This is a genomic window from Halopseudomonas sp. (genome assembly GCF_036961105.1).
Lineage (GTDB): Bacteria > Pseudomonadota > Gammaproteobacteria > Pseudomonadales > Pseudomonadaceae > Halopseudomonas.
The window spans coordinates 85,576-103,480 of sequence record NZ_JBALWW010000010.1; the positions used below are offsets into that span (position 1 = coordinate 85,576).

At 62.5% G+C, this 17,905-nt stretch carries 15 protein-coding genes; 7 read left to right on the forward strand and 8 right to left on the reverse strand.

Annotation, left to right across the window (positions count from 1 at the left end; translation table 11 throughout):
- Positions 1 to 3: 3 nt before the first annotated feature.
- The 3 genes from V7756_RS11585 to V7756_RS11595 all read right to left on the reverse strand — a co-directional run bounded on the left by V7756_RS11585 (position 4) and on the right by V7756_RS11595 (position 4,238).
- Positions 4 to 2,055, reverse strand: a complete 2,052-nt coding sequence (locus V7756_RS11585; RefSeq protein ID WP_335610332.1) for a TonB-dependent receptor domain-containing protein — start codon at positions 2,053 to 2,055, stop codon at positions 4 to 6.
- A gap of 147 nt (positions 2,056 to 2,202) precedes the next feature.
- Complete coding sequence (locus V7756_RS11590) at positions 2,203 to 3,549, reverse strand: HAMP domain-containing sensor histidine kinase (RefSeq protein WP_335610333.1); 1,347 nt, start codon at positions 3,547 to 3,549, stop codon at positions 2,203 to 2,205.
- On the reverse strand, positions 3,540 to 4,238 hold the full coding sequence (locus V7756_RS11595; RefSeq protein WP_335610366.1) for a response regulator transcription factor: 699 nt from the start codon (positions 4,236 to 4,238) through the stop codon (positions 3,540 to 3,542). The genes V7756_RS11590 and V7756_RS11595 overlap by 10 nt, the downstream gene beginning before the upstream one ends.
- 175 nt (positions 4,239 to 4,413) lie before the next feature.
- Between V7756_RS11595 and V7756_RS11600 the strand changes: the two genes are divergently transcribed.
- From V7756_RS11600 to V7756_RS11620, 5 genes are all read left to right on the forward strand, one after another.
- The gene (locus V7756_RS11600) at positions 4,414 to 6,003 is read left to right on the forward strand and encodes an ABC-F family ATPase (RefSeq protein WP_335610334.1); all 1,590 of its coding nucleotides are present in this window, start codon (positions 4,414 to 4,416) and stop codon (positions 6,001 to 6,003) included.
- Between the two features lie 493 nt (positions 6,004 to 6,496).
- Positions 6,497 to 7,096: a PepSY-associated TM helix domain-containing protein gene (locus V7756_RS11605; protein ID WP_335610367.1), complete on the forward strand. Its 600-nt coding sequence runs from the start codon at positions 6,497 to 6,499 to the stop codon at positions 7,094 to 7,096.
- A gap of 10 nt (positions 7,097 to 7,106) precedes the next feature.
- The gene (locus tag V7756_RS11610; RefSeq protein WP_335610335.1) at positions 7,107 to 7,619 is read left to right on the forward strand and encodes a DUF2271 domain-containing protein; all 513 of its coding nucleotides are present in this window, start codon (positions 7,107 to 7,109) and stop codon (positions 7,617 to 7,619) included.
- 26 nt (positions 7,620 to 7,645) lie between these two features.
- Positions 7,646 to 8,503 (forward strand): DUF4198 domain-containing protein, encoded by an 858-nt coding sequence (locus V7756_RS11615; protein WP_335610336.1) that lies wholly within the window; start codon positions 7,646 to 7,648, stop codon positions 8,501 to 8,503.
- Between the two features lie 67 nt (positions 8,504 to 8,570).
- A complete protein-coding gene (locus V7756_RS11620; protein WP_335610337.1) occupies positions 8,571 to 10,124 on the forward strand; it encodes a sulfite reductase subunit alpha in 1,554 nt (517 codons plus the stop codon).
- A 57-nt stretch (positions 10,125 to 10,181) separates the two neighbouring features.
- On the opposite strand, the gene V7756_RS11625 is transcribed toward V7756_RS11620, so the two are convergent.
- Positions 10,182 to 10,904, reverse strand: a complete 723-nt coding sequence (locus tag V7756_RS11625; protein WP_335610338.1) for a DUF1294 domain-containing protein — start codon at positions 10,902 to 10,904, stop codon at positions 10,182 to 10,184.
- Between the two features lie 271 nt (positions 10,905 to 11,175).
- Between V7756_RS11625 and V7756_RS11630 the strand changes: the two genes are divergently transcribed.
- Positions 11,176 to 12,597, forward strand: coding sequence for a peroxidase family protein (locus V7756_RS11630; protein WP_335610339.1), 1,422 nt, complete (start codon positions 11,176 to 11,178; stop codon positions 12,595 to 12,597).
- A 70-nt stretch (positions 12,598 to 12,667) separates the two neighbouring features.
- Here the strand turns inward: V7756_RS11630 and V7756_RS11635 are convergent, their stop codons facing one another.
- The 3 genes from V7756_RS11635 to V7756_RS11645 form a co-directional block, all read right to left on the reverse strand.
- Positions 12,668 to 13,822 (reverse strand): glycerate kinase, encoded by a 1,155-nt coding sequence (locus V7756_RS11635; protein ID WP_335610340.1) that lies wholly within the window; start codon positions 13,820 to 13,822, stop codon positions 12,668 to 12,670.
- Positions 13,822 to 15,180, reverse strand: a complete 1,359-nt coding sequence (locus V7756_RS11640) for a GntP family permease (protein ID WP_335610341.1) — start codon at positions 15,178 to 15,180, stop codon at positions 13,822 to 13,824. The genes V7756_RS11635 and V7756_RS11640 overlap by 1 nt, the downstream gene beginning before the upstream one ends.
- Before the next feature lie 174 nt (positions 15,181 to 15,354).
- Positions 15,355 to 16,464 (reverse strand): sugar diacid recognition domain-containing protein, encoded by a 1,110-nt coding sequence (locus V7756_RS11645; protein ID WP_335610342.1) that lies wholly within the window; start codon positions 16,462 to 16,464, stop codon positions 15,355 to 15,357.
- Between the two features lie 113 nt (positions 16,465 to 16,577).
- Between V7756_RS11645 and V7756_RS11650 the strand changes: the two genes are divergently transcribed.
- Positions 16,578 to 16,781: a PA3496 family putative envelope integrity protein gene (locus V7756_RS11650; RefSeq protein WP_335610343.1), complete on the forward strand. Its 204-nt coding sequence runs from the start codon at positions 16,578 to 16,580 to the stop codon at positions 16,779 to 16,781.
- Here V7756_RS11650 and V7756_RS11655 read toward each other — a convergent pair.
- Positions 16,775 to 17,749 carry a LysR family transcriptional regulator gene (locus V7756_RS11655; protein ID WP_335610344.1) on the reverse strand — a complete coding sequence of 325 codons (975 nt, stop codon included), beginning with the start codon at positions 17,747 to 17,749 and terminating at the stop codon, positions 16,775 to 16,777. The genes V7756_RS11650 and V7756_RS11655 overlap by 7 nt on opposite strands.
- Positions 17,750 to 17,905 lie beyond the last annotated feature (156 nt).

Genomic DNA, 17,905 nt, shown 5'->3' on the forward strand with positions numbered 1-17,905 from the left:
GGGCTAGAAGTCGAGGCTCAAGCCAACCGTCACCCGGCGACCATCGAGCACTACACCGTAGTCCTCATCGGTCACTTCCTTGTTTGCGACGTTATACAGGCCGGCCTTGAGGTCCAGATTCTTGGTCAACTGGTATACACCACCCACATCCACAAAGCCGTAACCGGGCGTCCCTTCACTCAGGGATGTGCGGCTCAGATAATCGGAGGTTTCGCTGCGGTAGTTGCCTTGCAACCAGGCGTTCAGGCGCGGCGTTACGCTCCAGTCAAACAGCGCGTTCACCATGTGCTTGGGTTGCTTGTTCAGCGGCTCGCCCTTGAAATCACCGGTTTTCTGCTCGGACTCGGTGTAGGTGTAGCTGGTCATGAAATCGAGCTCGGGCAGGATCATGTAGTCCAGGGTAACTTCCACGCCCTGCATGATGGCTTCATCGACGTTCATGTTGGTGCTCAGGAACAGATACTCGTTGCCACCATAGGCGCAGCTCCAGGTTGCCGGATCGTTACGGTCACCACCTGGGCTCTCACACAGGCGTTCTTCGGCAATCTTGTCCTTGTAGATGGTGTGGAAGAGCATCAGGCTGGTATTCAAGCCCATTTCCACATTGTCGTAGACATAACCGACTTCATAGCTGGTGCTGGTTTCCGGTTCGAGATCGGAATTACCGATGATCAGCGCGCGTGAATGGGGCGCCGGGGAGCCGCCACCACCTGTGCCACGGCCAAAACCTTCGGTCGCCTGGGACAGGCTAGGTTGCTGGTAGCCGGTTGAAACACCACCTTTGATTACCAGGTTGGGCGTGAAGTGGTAAACCCCGTAAAGGCGCGGTGACAGGTGGCCGCCGAAGAGCTCGTCATCGTTGTAGCGCAGGCCGGTGGTCACCGACAAACGGTCGGTCATGGCCCAGTCGACTTCGGTATAGAGCGCGGCGATCCAGCGGTCCACGGTATCCACGGCGCCGGCCACATTGGCGTCCAGCAGACCGTTGGTTTCGTCGGCAAACTCTTCCTGCTTGTATTGTCCGCCAAAGGTCACCACGTGATCGCCCCAGAAGTAGCTGGCTTGCGAGTTCACCAGGCTGATCTTCTCGCGCTTGGTGTCGGCCTGGATCTTGTCGGACACATCGTGCTGCAGGTAACTGGAGACGATGAGATCGTCGTACTGGCCGTCATGGCTGAGTACGTAGATATCCTTTTCGTAGCGGTAGGTTGATTCGGTGCCATCCGCCGCGATGCTCTCGCCTGGCGTGTGGGTGTATTCCAACTCGGAGTGGTCGTAGCCCAGACCAAAGCGGTTGCGCTCGTCGGGCGTCAGGTAGAACTTGGCTCCGCCCTGCTTGCGGGTGCTCTCCGGCGTGCTCTCGGCGCTATCGCCGCCGCCTGCGAAATCGCTCTCCTCGGTAGCCAGGTACTGACCATTGAGCTCGAGGCCCAACAGATCCGGAATCAGCGGGCCGCCAATGAAGAAGTTGCCCAGGTAGCCATCGCTGCTGACATCATTCATGGCGTGGGTATATTCGGTGGAGAGGGTACCAGCCCATTCGTTGGTGGACCGGCGGGTGATGATATTGATCACCCCGCCCATCGCCTCGGAGCCATAGAGTGACGACATCGGCCCGCGGATGACCTCGATGCGTTCGACCATCGACAGCGGCGGCAGACCAATCTGCTTGCCGCCGTCCGCGCCATTGGTGTTGACGGCGCGGCCCGCCGAGATCGGACGGCCGTCGACCAGAAACAGAGTGTAGGAAGAAGACATGCCGCGGATGCTGATGTCTTGTGCGTTACCGCCACCGGTAACGTAAACCCCGGGAATGTTCTTCACGGCATCGGTGATGTCGGTGTAAGACTGCTTTTCCAGCTCTTCGCGAGTAACCACCGAAATGCTGGCGGGCGCGTCGGCGATGTTCTGTTCATAGCCGGCCGCACTGACCACGGTTATCGGCGCCAATTCGACTGCCGACTCGTCACTTTCCTGACCCTGGGCCATGCCTGCGACTGTTGCCAGACCTACACTGACCGCACAAGCCAGACTGCTGCGCTTGAAGCTTCCCATACTCTCTTACTCCCCGTTTTGGCAGAAAATCCATCAGGTGAGCGGCGCCAGAAAAGGCGGGCGCCACACACCAGCAGGCGAGTGAGACTCGCCAACCAGTGCGCAAATGCTAGTCATTCGCATTCGAGAGTAAAGCGCATTTACAATCTATACAGCTGGTAGCCGGATATTGACCCGCAGTCCAGGCTGGGCATTTTCGGCCCAGATGTCTGCGCCTTGCAGTTTGAGCATGCCCTCGGCGATGGCCAATCCCAACCCGAAGCCGCTGCCGCCGGGACGGGCCTCGCAAAAACGGGCAAAGGGTCGGAAGATGACCTCCAGTTCGCTGTCCGGCACGCCGGGCCCCTGATCAACAATACTCAAGCACCAATGCCGCTGCTCGCGCTGGGCGCTCAAGCACACCTGGCCTTGCGGTGGGGAATGACGAATGGCGTTGCGCAGCACGTTCTCCATTGCCTGGGCCAGACCGTTGAGGTTGCCCCGCACCACACAGCCCGGCGGCAGCATGGCGCTGGAACCGATGCGCTCCGGTGCCCAGCCAGACTCAAAGAGCGCATCTTCACGCAGCAGATCCCAGAGCGCGGCGACATCCACCGGCTCGCACTCCAGACGCGGCTGCTCGCTGTCGAGCCAGGCCAGTTCCAGAGTATTGTCGACCAGCGACTGCATGAGGTTGGTTTCGCGCTCCAACCGTTCATGCATGTCGGCCAGTGGCAGGTCGCTTTCGCTGGCCACGCGCAGTCGGCTGAGCGGCGTGCGCAGCTCATGCGACAGATCACAGAGCAACTGGCGCTGCTGCGCGACCGAATTGCGCAGACGTTGGGTGAGGTATTCCAGCGAACGGCCCAGCTCGCCCAGCTCATCACGCCGGCGCGCCATGGACTCCGGCAAGAGCGCTTCCAGGGGATTGGCACGCAGCGCGTTGGCCTGGCGCCGCAACTGCTCCAGTGGCGAGATCAGCAACCAGTAAAGCAAGCCGCCAAAGAGTACCGACAGGACCGCTGGCAGCAGGTACAGCACCAGCGCGTTGAGCAAGGCCCGCTGCCCCCAGGGTGCCAGTTCAACGGGCAAGCGCAGCACCAGATAACCCTCGGCATGGGGCAGCGGTACCTGAATCATCGGGCGCCCATCGCCGCGCATGCTCATCAGCCCGTCGTAGTCGCGCACGAAGGACAATCGCTCATGCTGCTGCGCGCTGAGCCGTTGCCCGGGCAACGGCTGATGTGCTGCGTCTACCACCACCCACAATTCGGGTGACAATGCCTGGCGCTCTCGCTGCCACGCGGCCAAGGCCTGCGGCCCAGCCGCAAGGGCGGTGTTCGCCTCGGCAGCGTAGCCGCGCAACTGCGCCAGCGAGCGCTCGGGCAAATGCGCGATGTAATGATCGATGCGCGCGCTAAGGTAGTGGGTGGCGCCGATCAGACTGAGGCAGAACGCCACCACCAGAATCACCAGACGCCAGAGCAGCGAGTGCCGACGCAGCATCAGCTGCATTGCTCGCGCAACACATAGCCCTGGCCCCACACCGCTTCCAGGCGCCAGCTGTCGACATTGCAGCGCGCCAGTTTGCGGCGGATGTTGCTCACGTGCATGTCCAGCGCGCGATCGTGCTGGGAATAGCCCCGGTGCAGTACCTGCTGGTACAGGAAAGCCTTGCTCAGCACTTCACCCAGATGATTGTGCAGCAGCTTCAACAAGCGAAATTCGGAAGGGGTCAACTCAAGCCATCGGCCGGCGTGCAGCAGATCGCAACAGGCCTCGTCAAAACCTTCGGACGGCGGCGCTTGCGGCGCTGGTTGCTGCTCATAAGCCACCCTGCGCAAGATAGCCGCCACCCGCACCTGTAGCTCCGCCAGGCTGAAGGGTTTGGGCAGGTAATCATCAGCGCCGCTGTCAAACCCGCGGATGCGATGGCTCTCTTCGCCCAGCGCCGACATCAGCAGCACCGGCGTGCGCTGCCGCTGACGCAGGCGCGCCAGCAAATCCAGGCCCCCGAGCCCTGGCAGCATGACGTCGAGCAGAATGAGATCGAACTGCCGCTTGAAAGCCAGCGACAGCCCCAGGTCGCCGTCGGCAGCGAGGGTAACCGCAAAGCCTTTGGATTCCAGCGAGGACTTGAGATGGGCTCCCAATACCGGATCGTCTTCGATAGTCAGGATTGCATGGGCGTGGCGCGCGAGCATAAACAGACCAATTGACACAAATGAGAATCATTATACAACCATAAACCCGGGCGCTGTCCATCCGCCGGTCTGTGCGCAGCCCGCTCCCCTGTCACTGGCGCCTCATAGCCAGTACAATGCGCCGCGCGCCTTTTCTGGCGTGCCCAGCCATCTTCAGCTCCAGCAGGACTCTTCCTTGATCTCCACCGCCAATATCACCATGCAGTTCGGCGCCAAGCCGCTGTTCGAGAACGTTTCCGTCAAATTCAACAATGGCAATCGCTATGGCTTGATCGGCGCCAATGGCTGCGGCAAGTCGACCTTCATGAAGATCCTCGGCGGCGAGCTGGAGCCTTCCGGCGGCCAGGTAATGCTGGAGCAGAACGTGCGCATGGGCAAACTGCGGCAGAACCAGTTCGCCTATGAAGACTTCAGCGTGATCGACACCGTGATCATGGGCCACGAAGAGCTGTGGCGGGTCAAGGCCGAGCGCGACCGCATCTACTCGCTGCCGGAAATGAGCGAGGAAGACGGCATGGCCGTAGCCGAGCTGGAGACCGAGTTCGCCGAGATGGACGGCTACACCGCCGAGTCCCGCGCCGGTGAGCTGCTGCTCGGCCTGGGCATACCGCTGGAACAGCACTTTGGCCCGATGAGTGAAGTGGCGCCCGGCTGGAAGCTGCGGGTGCTATTGGCGCAGGCATTGTTTTCCGATCCGGACCTGCTGCTGCTCGACGAGCCAACCAACCACCTGGATATCAACACCATCCGCTGGCTGGAAAATATTCTCACGGCGCGCAACAGCACCATGATCATCATCTCCCACGACCGTCACTTCCTCAACAGCGTGTGCACGCACATGGCGGATCTGGATTACGGCGAGCTGCGTCTGTTCCCCGGTAACTACGACGAGTACATGACCGCAGCGACCCAGTCGCGCGAGCGCCTACTGTCGGACAATGCCAAGAAGAAGGCGCAGATTGCCGAACTGCAGACCTTCGTCAGTCGCTTTTCGGCCAACGCCTCCAAGGCCAAGCAGGCGACCAGCCGCGCCAAGCAGATCGACAAGATCCAACTGGATGAGGTCAAGCCGTCCAGCCGCGTCAGCCCTTTCATTCGCTTCGACCAGCACAAGAAACTGCACCGTCAGGCGGTAACACTCGACAACGTCAGCCAGGGCTACGATGGCGAGGTGCTATTCAAGAATTTCAGTCTGCAGATCGAAGCCGGCGAACGGGTCGCCATCATCGGCCCCAACGGGATTGGCAAGACCACCCTGCTGCGCACCCTGGTGGGTGAAATGGCGCCGATGAAGGGCGAGGTCAAATGGGCTGAAAGCGCCGATATAGGCTACTTTGCCCAGGATCACGCCGAGGACTTCAAGGACGACTACACCCTGTTCGACTGGATGAGCCAGTGGACCCAGGGCGGCGAGCAGCTGGTGCGAGGCACCCTCGGCCGGATGCTGTTTTCCAACGACGAGATTCTGAAATCGGTGAAGGTGATCTCCGGTGGCGAGCAGGGCCGCATGCTGTTCGGCAAGCTGATCCTCGGCAAGGCCAACGTGATGCTGATGGATGAGCCGACCAACCACCTCGACATGGAATCCATCGAGGCACTCAACCTGGCGCTGGAGAACTACCCCGGCACCCTGGTATTCGTCAGCCATGACCGCGAGTTCGTCAGTTCGCTGGCGACCCGCATCATCGAGCTGTCGGATAACGGCGTGACCGACTTCAGCGGCAGCTACGACGATTACCTGCGCAGCCAGGGCGTGCTGATTTAAAGCCCTTCGCGCGCAGGCCTGCCGCCGCTCCCACCCGGCGTGCGGCAGGCCTGGCGCCTGTTTGCCGGCAGCGGATCCGCTCGCTGCTGCGCCCTCTGTGCGTTTCCTCCCGCGGTTGGAATATTCACCTTAACCGCGCCAGACCGCCATTTGATGGATGGCAGAAGCCGCCGACGCATAGCCGCTCTTAAGCCCGTTTTGGTCTGTGCCCAGGCCGCCCGCTCCAGGATCGGGGCGCGACTTTACATAGCTTACAAATCGCTCAAACCCACTGAGCAACAGCCTTTGCGCGGTCCTGCCGTGACTGCCAAGGTTCTGCGCGCCAATTGAAAATTGAATCTTTTTTATTTGCGATTCATTATCATCCTCATTATTGTCTGTTGCGGCGGCGGCACCCTGTCATCGCCGGCAGCTATTGCACGAAGGCCTATGCGCATTGCGCACAGGCATGACCGCAAACCACTCACTGCCACTCACTGCGCACAAGGACGTCATGCTCTCCTCTCTCTGGCTCGGCACTTTGCGGCAATGGCACTGGATCAGCTCCGCGCTGTGTCTGGTGGCCATGCTGTTGTTTGCCGCTACCGGCATCACGCTGAATCACGCGGCGCAGATCGAGGCGACGCCTGCCGTCACCAATCACCTGGCGCAACTGCCCGAGGCACTGCTGGCGGAGCTGCAGGGCAAGAAGCCCACCCAGGGCCTGCCGCTGAAGCTGCGCCAGTGGCTGGAAGCCGAGCTGGCCATTCGCCTCGATGGGCGCGCGGCCGAGTGGTCGGACAGCGAACTCTATATCGGCCTGCCCCGCCCCGGCGGAGACGCCTGGCTGAGCCTGGATACCGAAACCGGCGCGCTGGAATACGAGAGCACCGACCGCGGCTGGATCGCCTATCTGAATGACCTGCACAAGGGCCGCAATACCGGCGCGGCCTGGTCCTGGTTCATCGATATCTTTGCCGGTCTGTGCGGCATCTTCTGCCTCAGCGGCCTGTTTTTGCTGCAACGCTACGCCGGCAACCGCCCCGGCACCTGGCCCCTGGTTGCCCTGGGTCTGGTCATTCCGGTTCTTCTAGCCCTGTTGTTTATTCACTAAGGACACCGCCATGTCAAAACGTCTGCTGCTACCCCTGTGCGCTCTGTTGAGCACGCCTGTGCTGGCTGCCGAGCTGCAACTTGAGGTAGAGATCCCGCGCTTGCAGGTCGCGGAATATCACCGTCCCTATGTCGCGATCTGGCTGGAGCAGCCGGACCAGACCCATGTGGCTGATCTGGCTGTGTGGTACGACGTCAAGCTCAAGGACAAGGAAGGTGAGAAGTGGCTCAAGGACATGCGCCAATGGTGGCGGCGTAGTGGCCGCAGCCTGGAGATGCCGGTTGACGGCGTCAGCGGCGCGACCCGTACTGCCGGCCAGCACAGCCTGACCTTTACCGATGCGCAGGCGCCGCTCAAGCAGTTGCCCGCCGGTGAATATCGCCTGGTGGTAGAGGCCGCGCGCGAAGTTGGCGGCCGCGAACTGCTGCGCGTGCCCTTTACCTGGCCACCGCGGGAAGCGACCAGTCATAGTGCCCGGGGCAGCAGCGAACTGGGCCAGATCAGCCTGAACATGACCCCGTGAAACTCAACCAATCAAGGAAATATGCCATGCACCCCTTCGTAAGATGGACCGCTCTGACCCTCGCCGTTTGCCTTCCGCTTTCGGCCCAGGCGCACCGCGCCTGGATGCTGCCCTCGGCCACTGTCCTGTCGGGTGAAGACCCCTGGATCACCGTGGACGCAGCGGTCTCCAACGATCTGTTCTACTTCGAGCACTTCCCCATGCGCATTCAGGGCATCGGCAAGATCGAAAGCAACCCGGACGCCCGCCGCACGCCGGCCGTACTGCAGATTCTGGCGCCGGACGGCAGCGCCGTGGAAGCGGAGAATGGCAGCATCGGCCGCTACCGCAGCACCTTCGACGTGCACCTAACCGAGAAGGGTACCTACAAGCTGGCCATTGCCAATAACGGCCTGTTCGCCAGCTACAAGGCAGAAGGCAAGACCCAGCGCTGGATGGGCTCGGCCGAGGACTTCGCCAAGCAGGTGCCAGCGGATGCCGAAGAGCTGAAAGTATCCCAGCGCAACAGCCGCATGGAAGTCTTTGTCACCTCCGGCAACCCGACCGACAGCGTACTGGAACCCACCGGCAAGGGCCTGGAACTGGCGCCCGTTACCCACCCCAATGATCTGTATGCCGGTGAAGCGGCGCAATTCATTTTCCTGCTGGACGGCACACCGGCACCCGGTGTTGCCGTAAGCGTCATTCGCGGCGGCAGCCGCTATCGTGACGATCTGGGTGAACTCACCACCACCAGCGATGCCGATGGCAAGGTCAGCATCACCTGGCCAGAAGCCGGCATGTACTGGCTGGAAGCCGAGCTGCGCAGCAGCGCCGGGGTCAGTGCGCCAGCCACCGAGCGCAATGCCTCGTACAGCGCCACCCTGGAAGTCCTGGCGCCCTGATGTTCGCCTGCGTACTGACGCCAGCCCGGCGCCAGCACGCTCCACTCTTCAACCGAAACGACCGACATTGAGCAACCGCCGTTCCTTCCTGCTGCGTCACTGGCCACTGCCCGTCAGCCTGTTCCTGGCTGCGCTGCTGCTCTGGCTGGAGCCGGCGCGCGAGCTCTGCGCCGCGCTGATCGGCGTCACCTATCTCGCCCTGTGCCTGCATTATTGCTGGCCACGGCAGCGCAACACAGTCAGCACTCAAGCTGGGGAGTTGCTGATTGCCCACGCCAGCCAGGGCGGCCAGGCCCAGTTGCTCGCCGAGCGCAGCTGCGCTCAACTGATCGACAGCGGCGTGGCGGCGCGCTGCATCGCCTTGAATCAGCTGCATTCGGCACAGCTGGCACGCCTGGAGCGCCTGCTGCTGGTCGTCAGTACCTATGGTGAGGGGGAGGCGCCAGACAGCGGTGCCCGCTTCGAGCGCGAGCTGTTGAATCAGGCCACGTTGCCGCAATTGCAGTTCGCTGTGCTGGCGCTCGGCGACAGCGACTATTCGCACTTCTGCGCCTTTGGCCAACGACTGCAGCAACGTCTGTTGCAGCTTGGCGCCCGACCGTTATTTGATCTGCTCAGCGTTGACCGGCTCGATCCCGGTGCGCTGCGGCACTGGCAGCAACAGCTGGGCCATTTGAGCGGCAACAGCGATTTTGTCGATTGGCAACCGGCGCACTACCACCCCTGGCAACTGCGCCAGCGTATCTGCCTCAACCCCGACAGCCAGAGTGCGCCGATTTATCATCTGTGCCTGCACAGCCCCGAGGCCGTCGACTGGTGCGCCGGCGACATCGTGGAAATTGGCCCGCGTCACGCCGCGCAGAAAGTCACCGACTGGCTGCAGCAACAGGGCCTGCCTGGGCAGACAACCTTGCCAAACGGGCAGTCGCTACAGGAAGCGCTGAGCCGGCGTCATCTGCCGCAGCGCCGCCAGGTAGCCGCTGACCAGAGCCTCGAGCAGTGGCTGGCTGAACTTGCGCCCCTGCCCCACCGTGAGTACTCGATAGCCTCCAGCCTGGATCAGGGCAGCCTGGATCTGCTGGTGCGCTTGCAGCAACAGGCCGATGGCCAGCCTGGCCTGGGATCAGGCTGGCTGTGTCAGCATGCCGAGGTCGGCAACAGCATCGACCTGCGCATCCGGCGCAACCCCGGCTTTCACGGCCCGGACGCCGCCACGCCGATGATCCTGATCGGCAGCGGCAGCGGCCTCGCTGGCTTGCGTGCGCACCTGCAGGAGCGCGCCAGCAATCCTTCATCGCGCAACTGGCTGCTGTTTGGCGAGCGTAGTGCCAGTCGCGACGCGCTGCTGATTGACGAGTTGCAGGCCTGGCTGCGCAGCGGCCATCTGCAGCGGCTTGATCTGGTTTACTCACGCGACGGTCGCCAGCGCTACGTTCAGGATGCCCTGCGCGATGCTGCCGACGTCCTGCACAGCTGGCTTGCCGAGGGTGCGGTCATCTATCTGTGCGGCAGTCTCGAAGGCATGGGCCGTGATGTCGATAGCTGTCTGCGCCAGCTGCTCGGTGAGCAGACCCTGGCCGAGCTGAGCCAGAGCGGGCGCTACCGGCGCGACCTGTACTGATCGAGTAAAAGCTCGCCGTTGCGCAGCAAGCCCGCGACAGCCTGGCGCTTGCTCTTCTCAGCCGGTCACCACGGTCCTGATGAATTGCCCATTGAGCACCAACCGATCAAACCAGAACAGCTGGTGCAGCAGCACGATCAACCAGAACACCGTCTGAAACGAGGCCTTGCGCGTCTTGTGTCGAAACACCTGCTGGGCGATCAGGGCGCCGGGCCAGCCACCGAGCAGCTCGGTAATGTGCAGGGTGTTTTCCGGCGTGCGCCAGCGGCCGGTCTCGGCGCTGCCCTTGTCGATGGCGTACTGCACAAAGCTGGCGATGCTCACCAGCAGGTACGCCAGCAAAGGCCATAGGGTCGCCCGCTGCATCAGCAGGCTGATGCTGCCCAGCACCGGCAACGCCAGCAGCAGGGCCAATATGCCCAGCTTGAGTGGCAGGCGCTGCAGCCGAGCGGGTTCCGCGCGCGGCTTGGAGCGTCGCGCTGCCGCTGCGCGGACGGGCTCGGTGCGGCCCTTGGACACCCGGCTGCGCGGCTTGCTCTGAGGCTTCTGCCTGATCCCGGCGTTATCGATGCTCAAGCCTTCACCGCGCATATGCTCGGCTCGCGCTCTGCCGCGCTCATCCTTGCCGGCGATGTAATACACCGCACTGCCAGCCGCCGGACGGGCGTCACCGCGCACCGCAGAAATGTGCACGAACAGGCGCTCGCTGCCGTCTGCCGGCTGGATGAAGCCGAACCCCTTGTCGTCATTCCAGTTAATCAGCTTACCGCGCAATTCCATGTGCCTTGTCTTCCTCGGTGCCGGGCCATTCGGGTCGGCATTCTATATCACGGCACGCCGAGTTCGCCGCTTCGACAATACCCATGCAACATGCCGGGGTAATGTCTTTTTGATATCAAATAGACATTAAAAATCAATAGCTTGTGCTAACCGCGTCACAGGCCTAGATTTATTAACGCTGCTGTCCGCTGCGCAGATTGGAGTTGTGCAACGCGAGCCTGTGTTTAGCCACGCAGAACAATAAGCCCAACGCACTAAAGGAGATAGCGCTATGGCTGTAAAACATCACGGTACCATGCCGTTCAAGGGTATGAGTCATCTCTGCCTGTTCGGTGAAAACCAGGCTGATCGCTTCGGTCGCCTGTTCCCGCAACTCCCCCCGCTGTACCTCAACCCTGCCCTGCTGCACGAGATCGGCAAAGCCGGCGGCGTAATGGAAGATACCGGCCTGCCCAATCTGACCAAGAATGTGGCTGCCGGACTGATCTTCTTTGGCCAGTTTGTCGACCACGACGTCACCCTGGACGCCAGCTCATCCTTGCGCAACAACAACGAACCCGGTGAGATTACCAACGTTCGGACCCCCACGCTGGACCTGGATTGCATCTACGGCGACGGGCCGGAGGCGCACCCCTACCTCTACGATGGCCACAAGCTGCTGACCGGCAGTGACTACGTCACCCCCGCCGACCCCAACGACTTGCGTCATCACGACCTACCACGCAACGCCAAGGGCACCGCTATCATCGGCGACCCACGCAACGATGAAAATCGAGTGATTTCTCAGATGCAGCTCGGCATGTTGCGCTTTCACAATCATGTGTATGACCAGGTGCACCGTGACTGGGAAGACGCCAGGCGTGTCACCACCTGGCATTATCAGTGGCTGGTGGTGAACGAGTTTCTGCGCACCATCTGCGGTGACTGGGTGGTGGATGACATTCTCGCCAACGGACGCAAGGTTTACCGGCCCGAGTGCGACGGCAGCCATGCCGCCTACATTCCCATCGAGTTTGCCACTGCAGCCTATCGCTTCGGCCACACCATGATTCCGCAGAAGATGCGGGTGCAACCTGGCGGGGTTCAGCATGTGCTGTTCAGCCCCAGCTCGGCATTGGGGCGCGGCTTCAGCCCAGTGGCCAGTACCGATGGCGTAGTCGACTGGGAAGCCCTGTTCGACAGCGGCAATGGCGACTACGAGCGCGCCGGTCAGGTGGATACCAAACTGGCCAGCGCCCTGTTAGACCTGCCCTTCATGGACCCCAGCACGCCGGCCTTCGAGCGTTCGCTGGCGGTACGCAACCTGCTGCGCGCGCAGAGCTTTCTGGTGCCTTCGGGTGAGCAGGTAGCGGAGTGCATGGCGGCTAGTGGCGCCAGCGAAATCAACGCTGGCGATATTGCCAAGGTGCGCGAAGCCGGCGATAAACTGGGACTGCCCAAGGCCACCCCGCTCTGGCTCTACATGCTGGCGGAGGGTCGGGTGATCGGGCGTATGGATGGCGTAAAGAGTTTCAGCAAAGGCGAAGGTCTGGGCCCGGTCGGTGCGCGTCTGGTGGCCGAGGTCATCATCGGCTTGCTGGAACTGGACCACCGCTCCTTCATGGGTTCAAACCGCAACTGGTCACCGCTGGACTCCGCTGACAGGGTTGGCAGTAACGGTGTTACCAGCATCTATCAGATGTTGACCGTTTAAGCGGTAGTGCGCGTCTGAGCAGTACCCGCGCCCTTCGCGCCAGCCAACCGGCTGCTGCGAAGGGCGTTTTTTATTGAGCCCGCGACAGGCCCGCGCTACCGGCAATCTGCCACAGCCGCGCCAGATCGGCAGCCCGTGCGGTCAACTGATCGGCAGCTTCCTGCATTGCCTGCTCTAGCGTCAACGGGCCAGGCGCGAGACTGAACGCGGCGGCAATGCCTTCAGCGTACAACCGTTGATAACCCTCCCCCAGGCTGCCCGCCAGAGCGATCACCGGCACCCCGGCGCTACGCGCCAGCCGGGCCACGCCGACCGGGGTTTTGCCGTGCAGGCTCTGGCCATCCAGCCGGCCTTCCCCGGTGATCACCAGATCAGCCCCTTGCAGCATCTCGGCCAGCCCGCACAGCTCAGCCACCAGCTCCACGCCGGGGCGAAACTGCGCCTTGAGTACCGCCTTGGCAGCGAAGCCCAGACCGCCGGCGGCGCCGACGCCCGGAAAGTGCCGTACGTCCTCGCCCAGGGTGGCACTCATTACATCGGCAAAGTGCGCCAGTGCCTGGTCCAACTGAGCGACCTGCTGCGCACTGGCACCCTTTTGCGGACCAAAGATCGCCGAGGCGCCCGTGGGGCCGCATAGCGGGTTATCCACATCGGCGGCGACCATCACTTCGAGCTGCGCCAGCCGCGTATCGAGTCCGGTCAGATCGATGTGCTGCAACTGCTGCAGCGCCGCGCCGCCCGGCGGCAGCTCCTTGCCATCGGCATCCAGAAAACGCACGCCCAGTGCTTGCAGCAGACCGGCGCCAGCGTCATTGGTCGCACTGCCGCCCAGGCCCAGCACCAGCCGCCGCGCACCGGCGTCGAGCGCGGCGCGAATCAGCTCGCCGGTGCCGTGGCTGCTGGCGCGCAGCACATCCCGCTCGGCGGCCGGTACCAGATGCAAACCGCTGGCCGCGGCCATCTCGATCATCGCCTGGCGTCCCGGCAGCCAGCCCCAGTGCGCCTGTACCGGCGCTCCCAGCGGACCCTGTACAGCGCATGTGCGGCGCTCGCTGGCAGTGACCGCGAGTACCGCATCCACCGTGCCTTCTCCGCCGTCAGCCATGGGGCAAAGCAGCAATTCGGCATCGGGATAGACCCGCGCCCAGCCGGTGGCAATGGCCTCGGCCACGGCGCGGGCGCTGAGGCTTTCCTTGAAGGAATCGGGGGCGATAACCAGTTTCATCAGAGCAGTACCAGGCTCAGCAGCCAGACGGTGATGATGCCGGCAATGCCCTGCATCAGAGTACCCATGGTCTGCGCTTTATAGGCAGTGCCAACGCTCATGCGGCTGAACTGGGTGACGACCCAGAAGAAGCTGTCGTTGGCGTGCGATACCGTCATGGCACCGGCACCAATGGCCATGACGCAGAGCACCCGGCCCATCTCGCTGTCGAGACCCAACTGGCCCAGGAGCGGCGCGACCAGCGCCGAGGTAGTGACCAGCGCGACCGTGGTCGAGCCCTGCGCCGACTTCAGCGCGGCCGAGACTATAAAGGGCATGAACAGACCTATGCCCAGCGCCGACAGCGTGGCGCCCAGATAATCGCCCAGCGGGGTGATTTTCAGCATGGCGCCAAAGGCACCGCCGGCACCGGTGATCAGCAGAATGGGCGCCGCAGCCTGAATGCCTTCGACCACCCGCTGGTGAAACTCCTCACGCTTGTTGTCCGAGCGCAGCAGCGTGCACGCCAGGCCTAGACCCACAGCCAGCGCCACCACGGGCTGCCCCAGAAAGGCCAGTACGGTAAACACCAAGCCCTCGCCCACCGGTTTGGCCGGCAGGTTGGCCAGGGTACCCAGGCAGATGAGGCCAATCGGCAGGAAAATCGGCGCAAAGGCCTTGGTGGCACTGGGCAGCACGCCGTACTTGGCGCGGATCTGCTCGTAGTCTTCGCTGTCCATTACGTGGGTGCCGTTATCCACCAGCTCGATGTCTTTGCCGATAAAACGGTTGGCCCAGAGCATGCCCGCCAGCGCCGTGACCATGGAGACCACCAGGCCGACCAGAATCACCAGACCCAGATTGTTCTCCAGCCCCAGGTTGCCGGCGGCGGCAATCGGACCGGGCGTGGGCGGCACAAAGGTGTGCGAGGCGTAGAGGCCGGTCGCCAGCGCCACGCTCATGGCGATCACCGAGATCTTCATGCGCGCCGCCAGGGCGTTCTTCAGCGAGTTGAGAATCACGTAACCGGAGTCGCAGAACACCGGGATGGACACCAGATAGCCGATGATCGACATGGTCAGCGTGGGGAAGCGTTCACCCAGCAGCTTGATGACCGTTTCGGCCATGGTAATGGCGGCGCCGCTGCGCTCGAGAATCACGCCGATGATGGTGCCCAGCACTATGACAATGCCGATGTAACCGAGGATGCCACCAAAGCCCGAGGTGATCGTCTTGACGATCTCCATAGTCGGCACCTGATAGGCAAAACCCGCCAACAGGGCGGCAGCCAGCAAGGCCAGAAAGGGATGTAACTTGAGGCGGGCAGTCGCCAGAACGATAAACGCGATCAGGGCGACCAGAATCAGGACCAGACCCATGACTGAACTCCTTTTTATTGTGTGTGCCGTAATGGGTTATAGCGCTGCCAGCACGAAAGTGCGCAGCCAGGTCAACATTGTTGCCCAGCCGCACAACAAATGCCCTATGCATAAGCACTACAAAATAGGGTAATTTCGCGCCTGAATCTGGTCAGATGCCCAAATTGTCAGACTCTATTGCTCGGGCAACAGGGACAATCCGATACTCAGAAGGACCCGATGCGGCATGGCATCAAGGTTTAGTCCAGTGATCTCGGCAATGCGCTCCAGGCGGTAACGCAGGCTGTTGCGATGAATGCCCAAAGCCGCCGCGCAGCTCTGCGCGTGGCCGTTGTGCGCCAGCCAGATGCGCAGGGTATGCAGCAGTTGACCGGTGCCGTCAGCCTGGCGCAGCGGTTCTAGCGGCGCCAGCAGCTGATGGACGGTCCAGGAGGGTTGCAGATGATGCAACAGCACTGCCAGGCGATAGTCAACCAGGCGAATCAGGCGCTCGGACAGGCGCAGATCCTGCGCATAGTCACGCAGGTTGAGCAGCGCTTCGCCGGCCTCGCGCAAATCGGCGAGACTGGCTACCGGCTCGGCAATCAGCAGGCGTCCTACCGGCCATTCGCGCTTGTCGACGTTATCCAGCCAGCTCTGCTTGGGCGCGTGGGTCTTGCCACTGCGCAGCCAGAGCACATCATGCAGGCCCAGCGGCAGAATGATGTCGGCGGGGTGCCGACTGCGCATCTGCATCACCAGTTGTCCCTGGGCATGCTGATGATCGGTTTCCGCCGCCAGACAGATGAGGCAGGGCTGCAATGGCCAGCTCCAGCGCATGCGCAGGCGCTCGGCGTCTTCGGTGAGGTTGTCGACCCCATATTTGCGGTCCAGCAGGTTGACCAGCCAGGCCTCCTGCTGCTGGCCACGCCAGTGCTGCTCGGCCTGCAGCACGCGTTGCTCGACCAGCATCTCAGCGGTCATGCGCAGCAGCTCGGCAAAGGGCCGTACCTGATCAGGATCGCCGGTAATACCCAGCACGCCCACCAGACGACCGCCATGCAGCAGCGGCAGGTTGATGCCGGGCCTGACGCCTTCCAGACAGGCAGCAGCCTGTTCATCCAGCGCCACCACCCGCTGGTTGGCCAGCACCAGCTGCGCGCCCTCGTGGCGGGTATCCAGCCGGCTGCTGTCGCCGCTGCCGATAATCAGCCCCTGGCGGTCCATCACGTTGACGTTGTAGGGCAGGATTGCCATGGCGCGGTCGACAATGTCCTGCGCCAGGTGCCGGTCCAGCTCGAACATTCCATGCTCTCCATATTTGGCGACAGACGGTCATCGCCTGTCATCATCACGTCATCCCGTGCGCTGCAAGATGAGCCCGTTGCCCAAAACTCAGTGACGCGGGAGAAAGCCTCATGGCCTTTGATCCAGACTACCTCAGTGACAGCAGCTCGACTAACAATCTGCGCCGCGAGCGGCGCCGCCAGGAAGACAAGCGGCGCATGGCCTATCGGCGCGCCATTGAAGATTACCGCGAAAGCCAGCACTTGCAGGCGACCTTCTGCGACTTCCCCGAACTGCTTGGCCAGACCGACCAGCGCTCGCAGCGACTTTACTGAGGCGCTGCCGCTGCCCTGGTGGCCATTGGGATTGGCGGCTCGAAGGGCTCGGCCAGACGGCGAATCAGTGCCCGCTCTTCCCGCAGGAAGGCCAGAAACGCCTCGGCCACCGGGCTGAGGCGCTTGCCGCGCGCATGCACCGCGCACCAGCTGCGCATGAGCGGCAGCTCCACCACATTCAGGCACACCAGCTCGCCATGGCGAATATAGGGCGCCGCCGCGTGCCCCGGCACCAATGCCACGCCCAGTCCGGCAATCGCGCCCTGCACCAGCGCCTCGGTCGAGCCCAGCTGCATCGTCTGCTGCAGATGCACGCGCTTGAGTTGCAGGAATTCGTCGCAGGCCTTGCGAATGCCCGAGCCAGCCTCGCGCTGCAACACCATGGCATCCTCCAGCCGCGACAACGGCAGCTGTTGCTGACTGGCCAGCGGATGATCGGGCGCGGCCACCGCGACAATCGGATTGTTCAGAAAGGGAAAGAACTCCAGCGCGCGATCCGCCGGCACCAGCCCCATCAACACCAGATCATCGCGGTTGTCGTTCAGCCGCTGGATGATCTGTGCGCGGCTGGCCACGTCCACGCGAAAGCTGATTTCCGGGAAGCGCCGGCGAAACGCCGCCAACAGGTGCGGCAACACGTACTGGATGCTGCTCGCCGCCGCCAGCCGCAACTCGCCACGCAAGCTCCCCTGCAGGCTGGAGAGGTTCATCTCGAGGCTGTCCAGCCGATCAAAGATGTCGCCACTGGCCTGCAGCAGGGATTCGGCCGCCTCGGTCAGGTACAGCTTGCGCCCCACGTACTCGAACAGCGGTAGCCCGACCTGCTCCTCCAGCTGGCGAACCTGCAAACTCACCGCCGGCTGAGTCAACGACATGGCCTCGGCCGCGCGGCTATAGGAGCGGCTTTCACACACGGCGCGAAACACCTGCAATTGGCGCAGGGTCATTCGCAGCAGCGATTTACGCATAGGGTCTATCCTGTATGGAGGCTCTTACAAGCTCGACGACAGCGCGCCACGCGGCGGAAATGATGACTCATGGCTCATGTATAAGCAATTACTTATAGATAAGCCAAATATTATTCATTTCACATGTGCAGGCCAGCCCCCTAGGGTAAGCAAAGA

Coding starts and splice junctions, on each gene's coding strand:
- V7756_RS11585 (WP_335610332.1), bottom strand. CDS start 2,055: ATGGGAAGCTTCAAGCGCAGCAGTCTGGCTTGTGCGGTCAGTGTAGGT.
- V7756_RS11590 (WP_335610333.1), bottom strand. CDS start 3,549: ATGCAGCTGATGCTGCGTCGGCACTCGCTGCTCTGGCGTCTGGTGATT.
- V7756_RS11595 (WP_335610366.1), bottom strand. CDS start 4,238: ATGCTCGCGCGCCACGCCCATGCAATCCTGACTATCGAAGACGATCCG.
- V7756_RS11605 (WP_335610367.1), top strand. CDS start 6,497: ATGCTCTCCTCTCTCTGGCTCGGCACTTTGCGGCAATGGCACTGGATC.
- V7756_RS11610 (WP_335610335.1), top strand. CDS start 7,107: ATGTCAAAACGTCTGCTGCTACCCCTGTGCGCTCTGTTGAGCACGCCT.
- V7756_RS11615 (WP_335610336.1), top strand. CDS start 7,646: ATGCACCCCTTCGTAAGATGGACCGCTCTGACCCTCGCCGTTTGCCTT.
- V7756_RS11625 (WP_335610338.1), bottom strand. CDS start 10,904: ATGGAATTGCGCGGTAAGCTGATTAACTGGAATGACGACAAGGGGTTC.
- V7756_RS11630 (WP_335610339.1), top strand. CDS start 11,176: ATGGCTGTAAAACATCACGGTACCATGCCGTTCAAGGGTATGAGTCAT.
- V7756_RS11635 (WP_335610340.1), bottom strand. CDS start 13,822: ATGAAACTGGTTATCGCCCCCGATTCCTTCAAGGAAAGCCTCAGCGCC.
- V7756_RS11640 (WP_335610341.1), bottom strand. CDS start 15,180: ATGGGTCTGGTCCTGATTCTGGTCGCCCTGATCGCGTTTATCGTTCTG.
- V7756_RS11645 (WP_335610342.1), bottom strand. CDS start 16,464: ATGTTCGAGCTGGACCGGCACCTGGCGCAGGACATTGTCGACCGCGCC.
- V7756_RS11650 (WP_335610343.1), top strand. CDS start 16,578: ATGGCCTTTGATCCAGACTACCTCAGTGACAGCAGCTCGACTAACAAT.
- V7756_RS11655 (WP_335610344.1), bottom strand. CDS start 17,749: ATGCGTAAATCGCTGCTGCGAATGACCCTGCGCCAATTGCAGGTGTTT.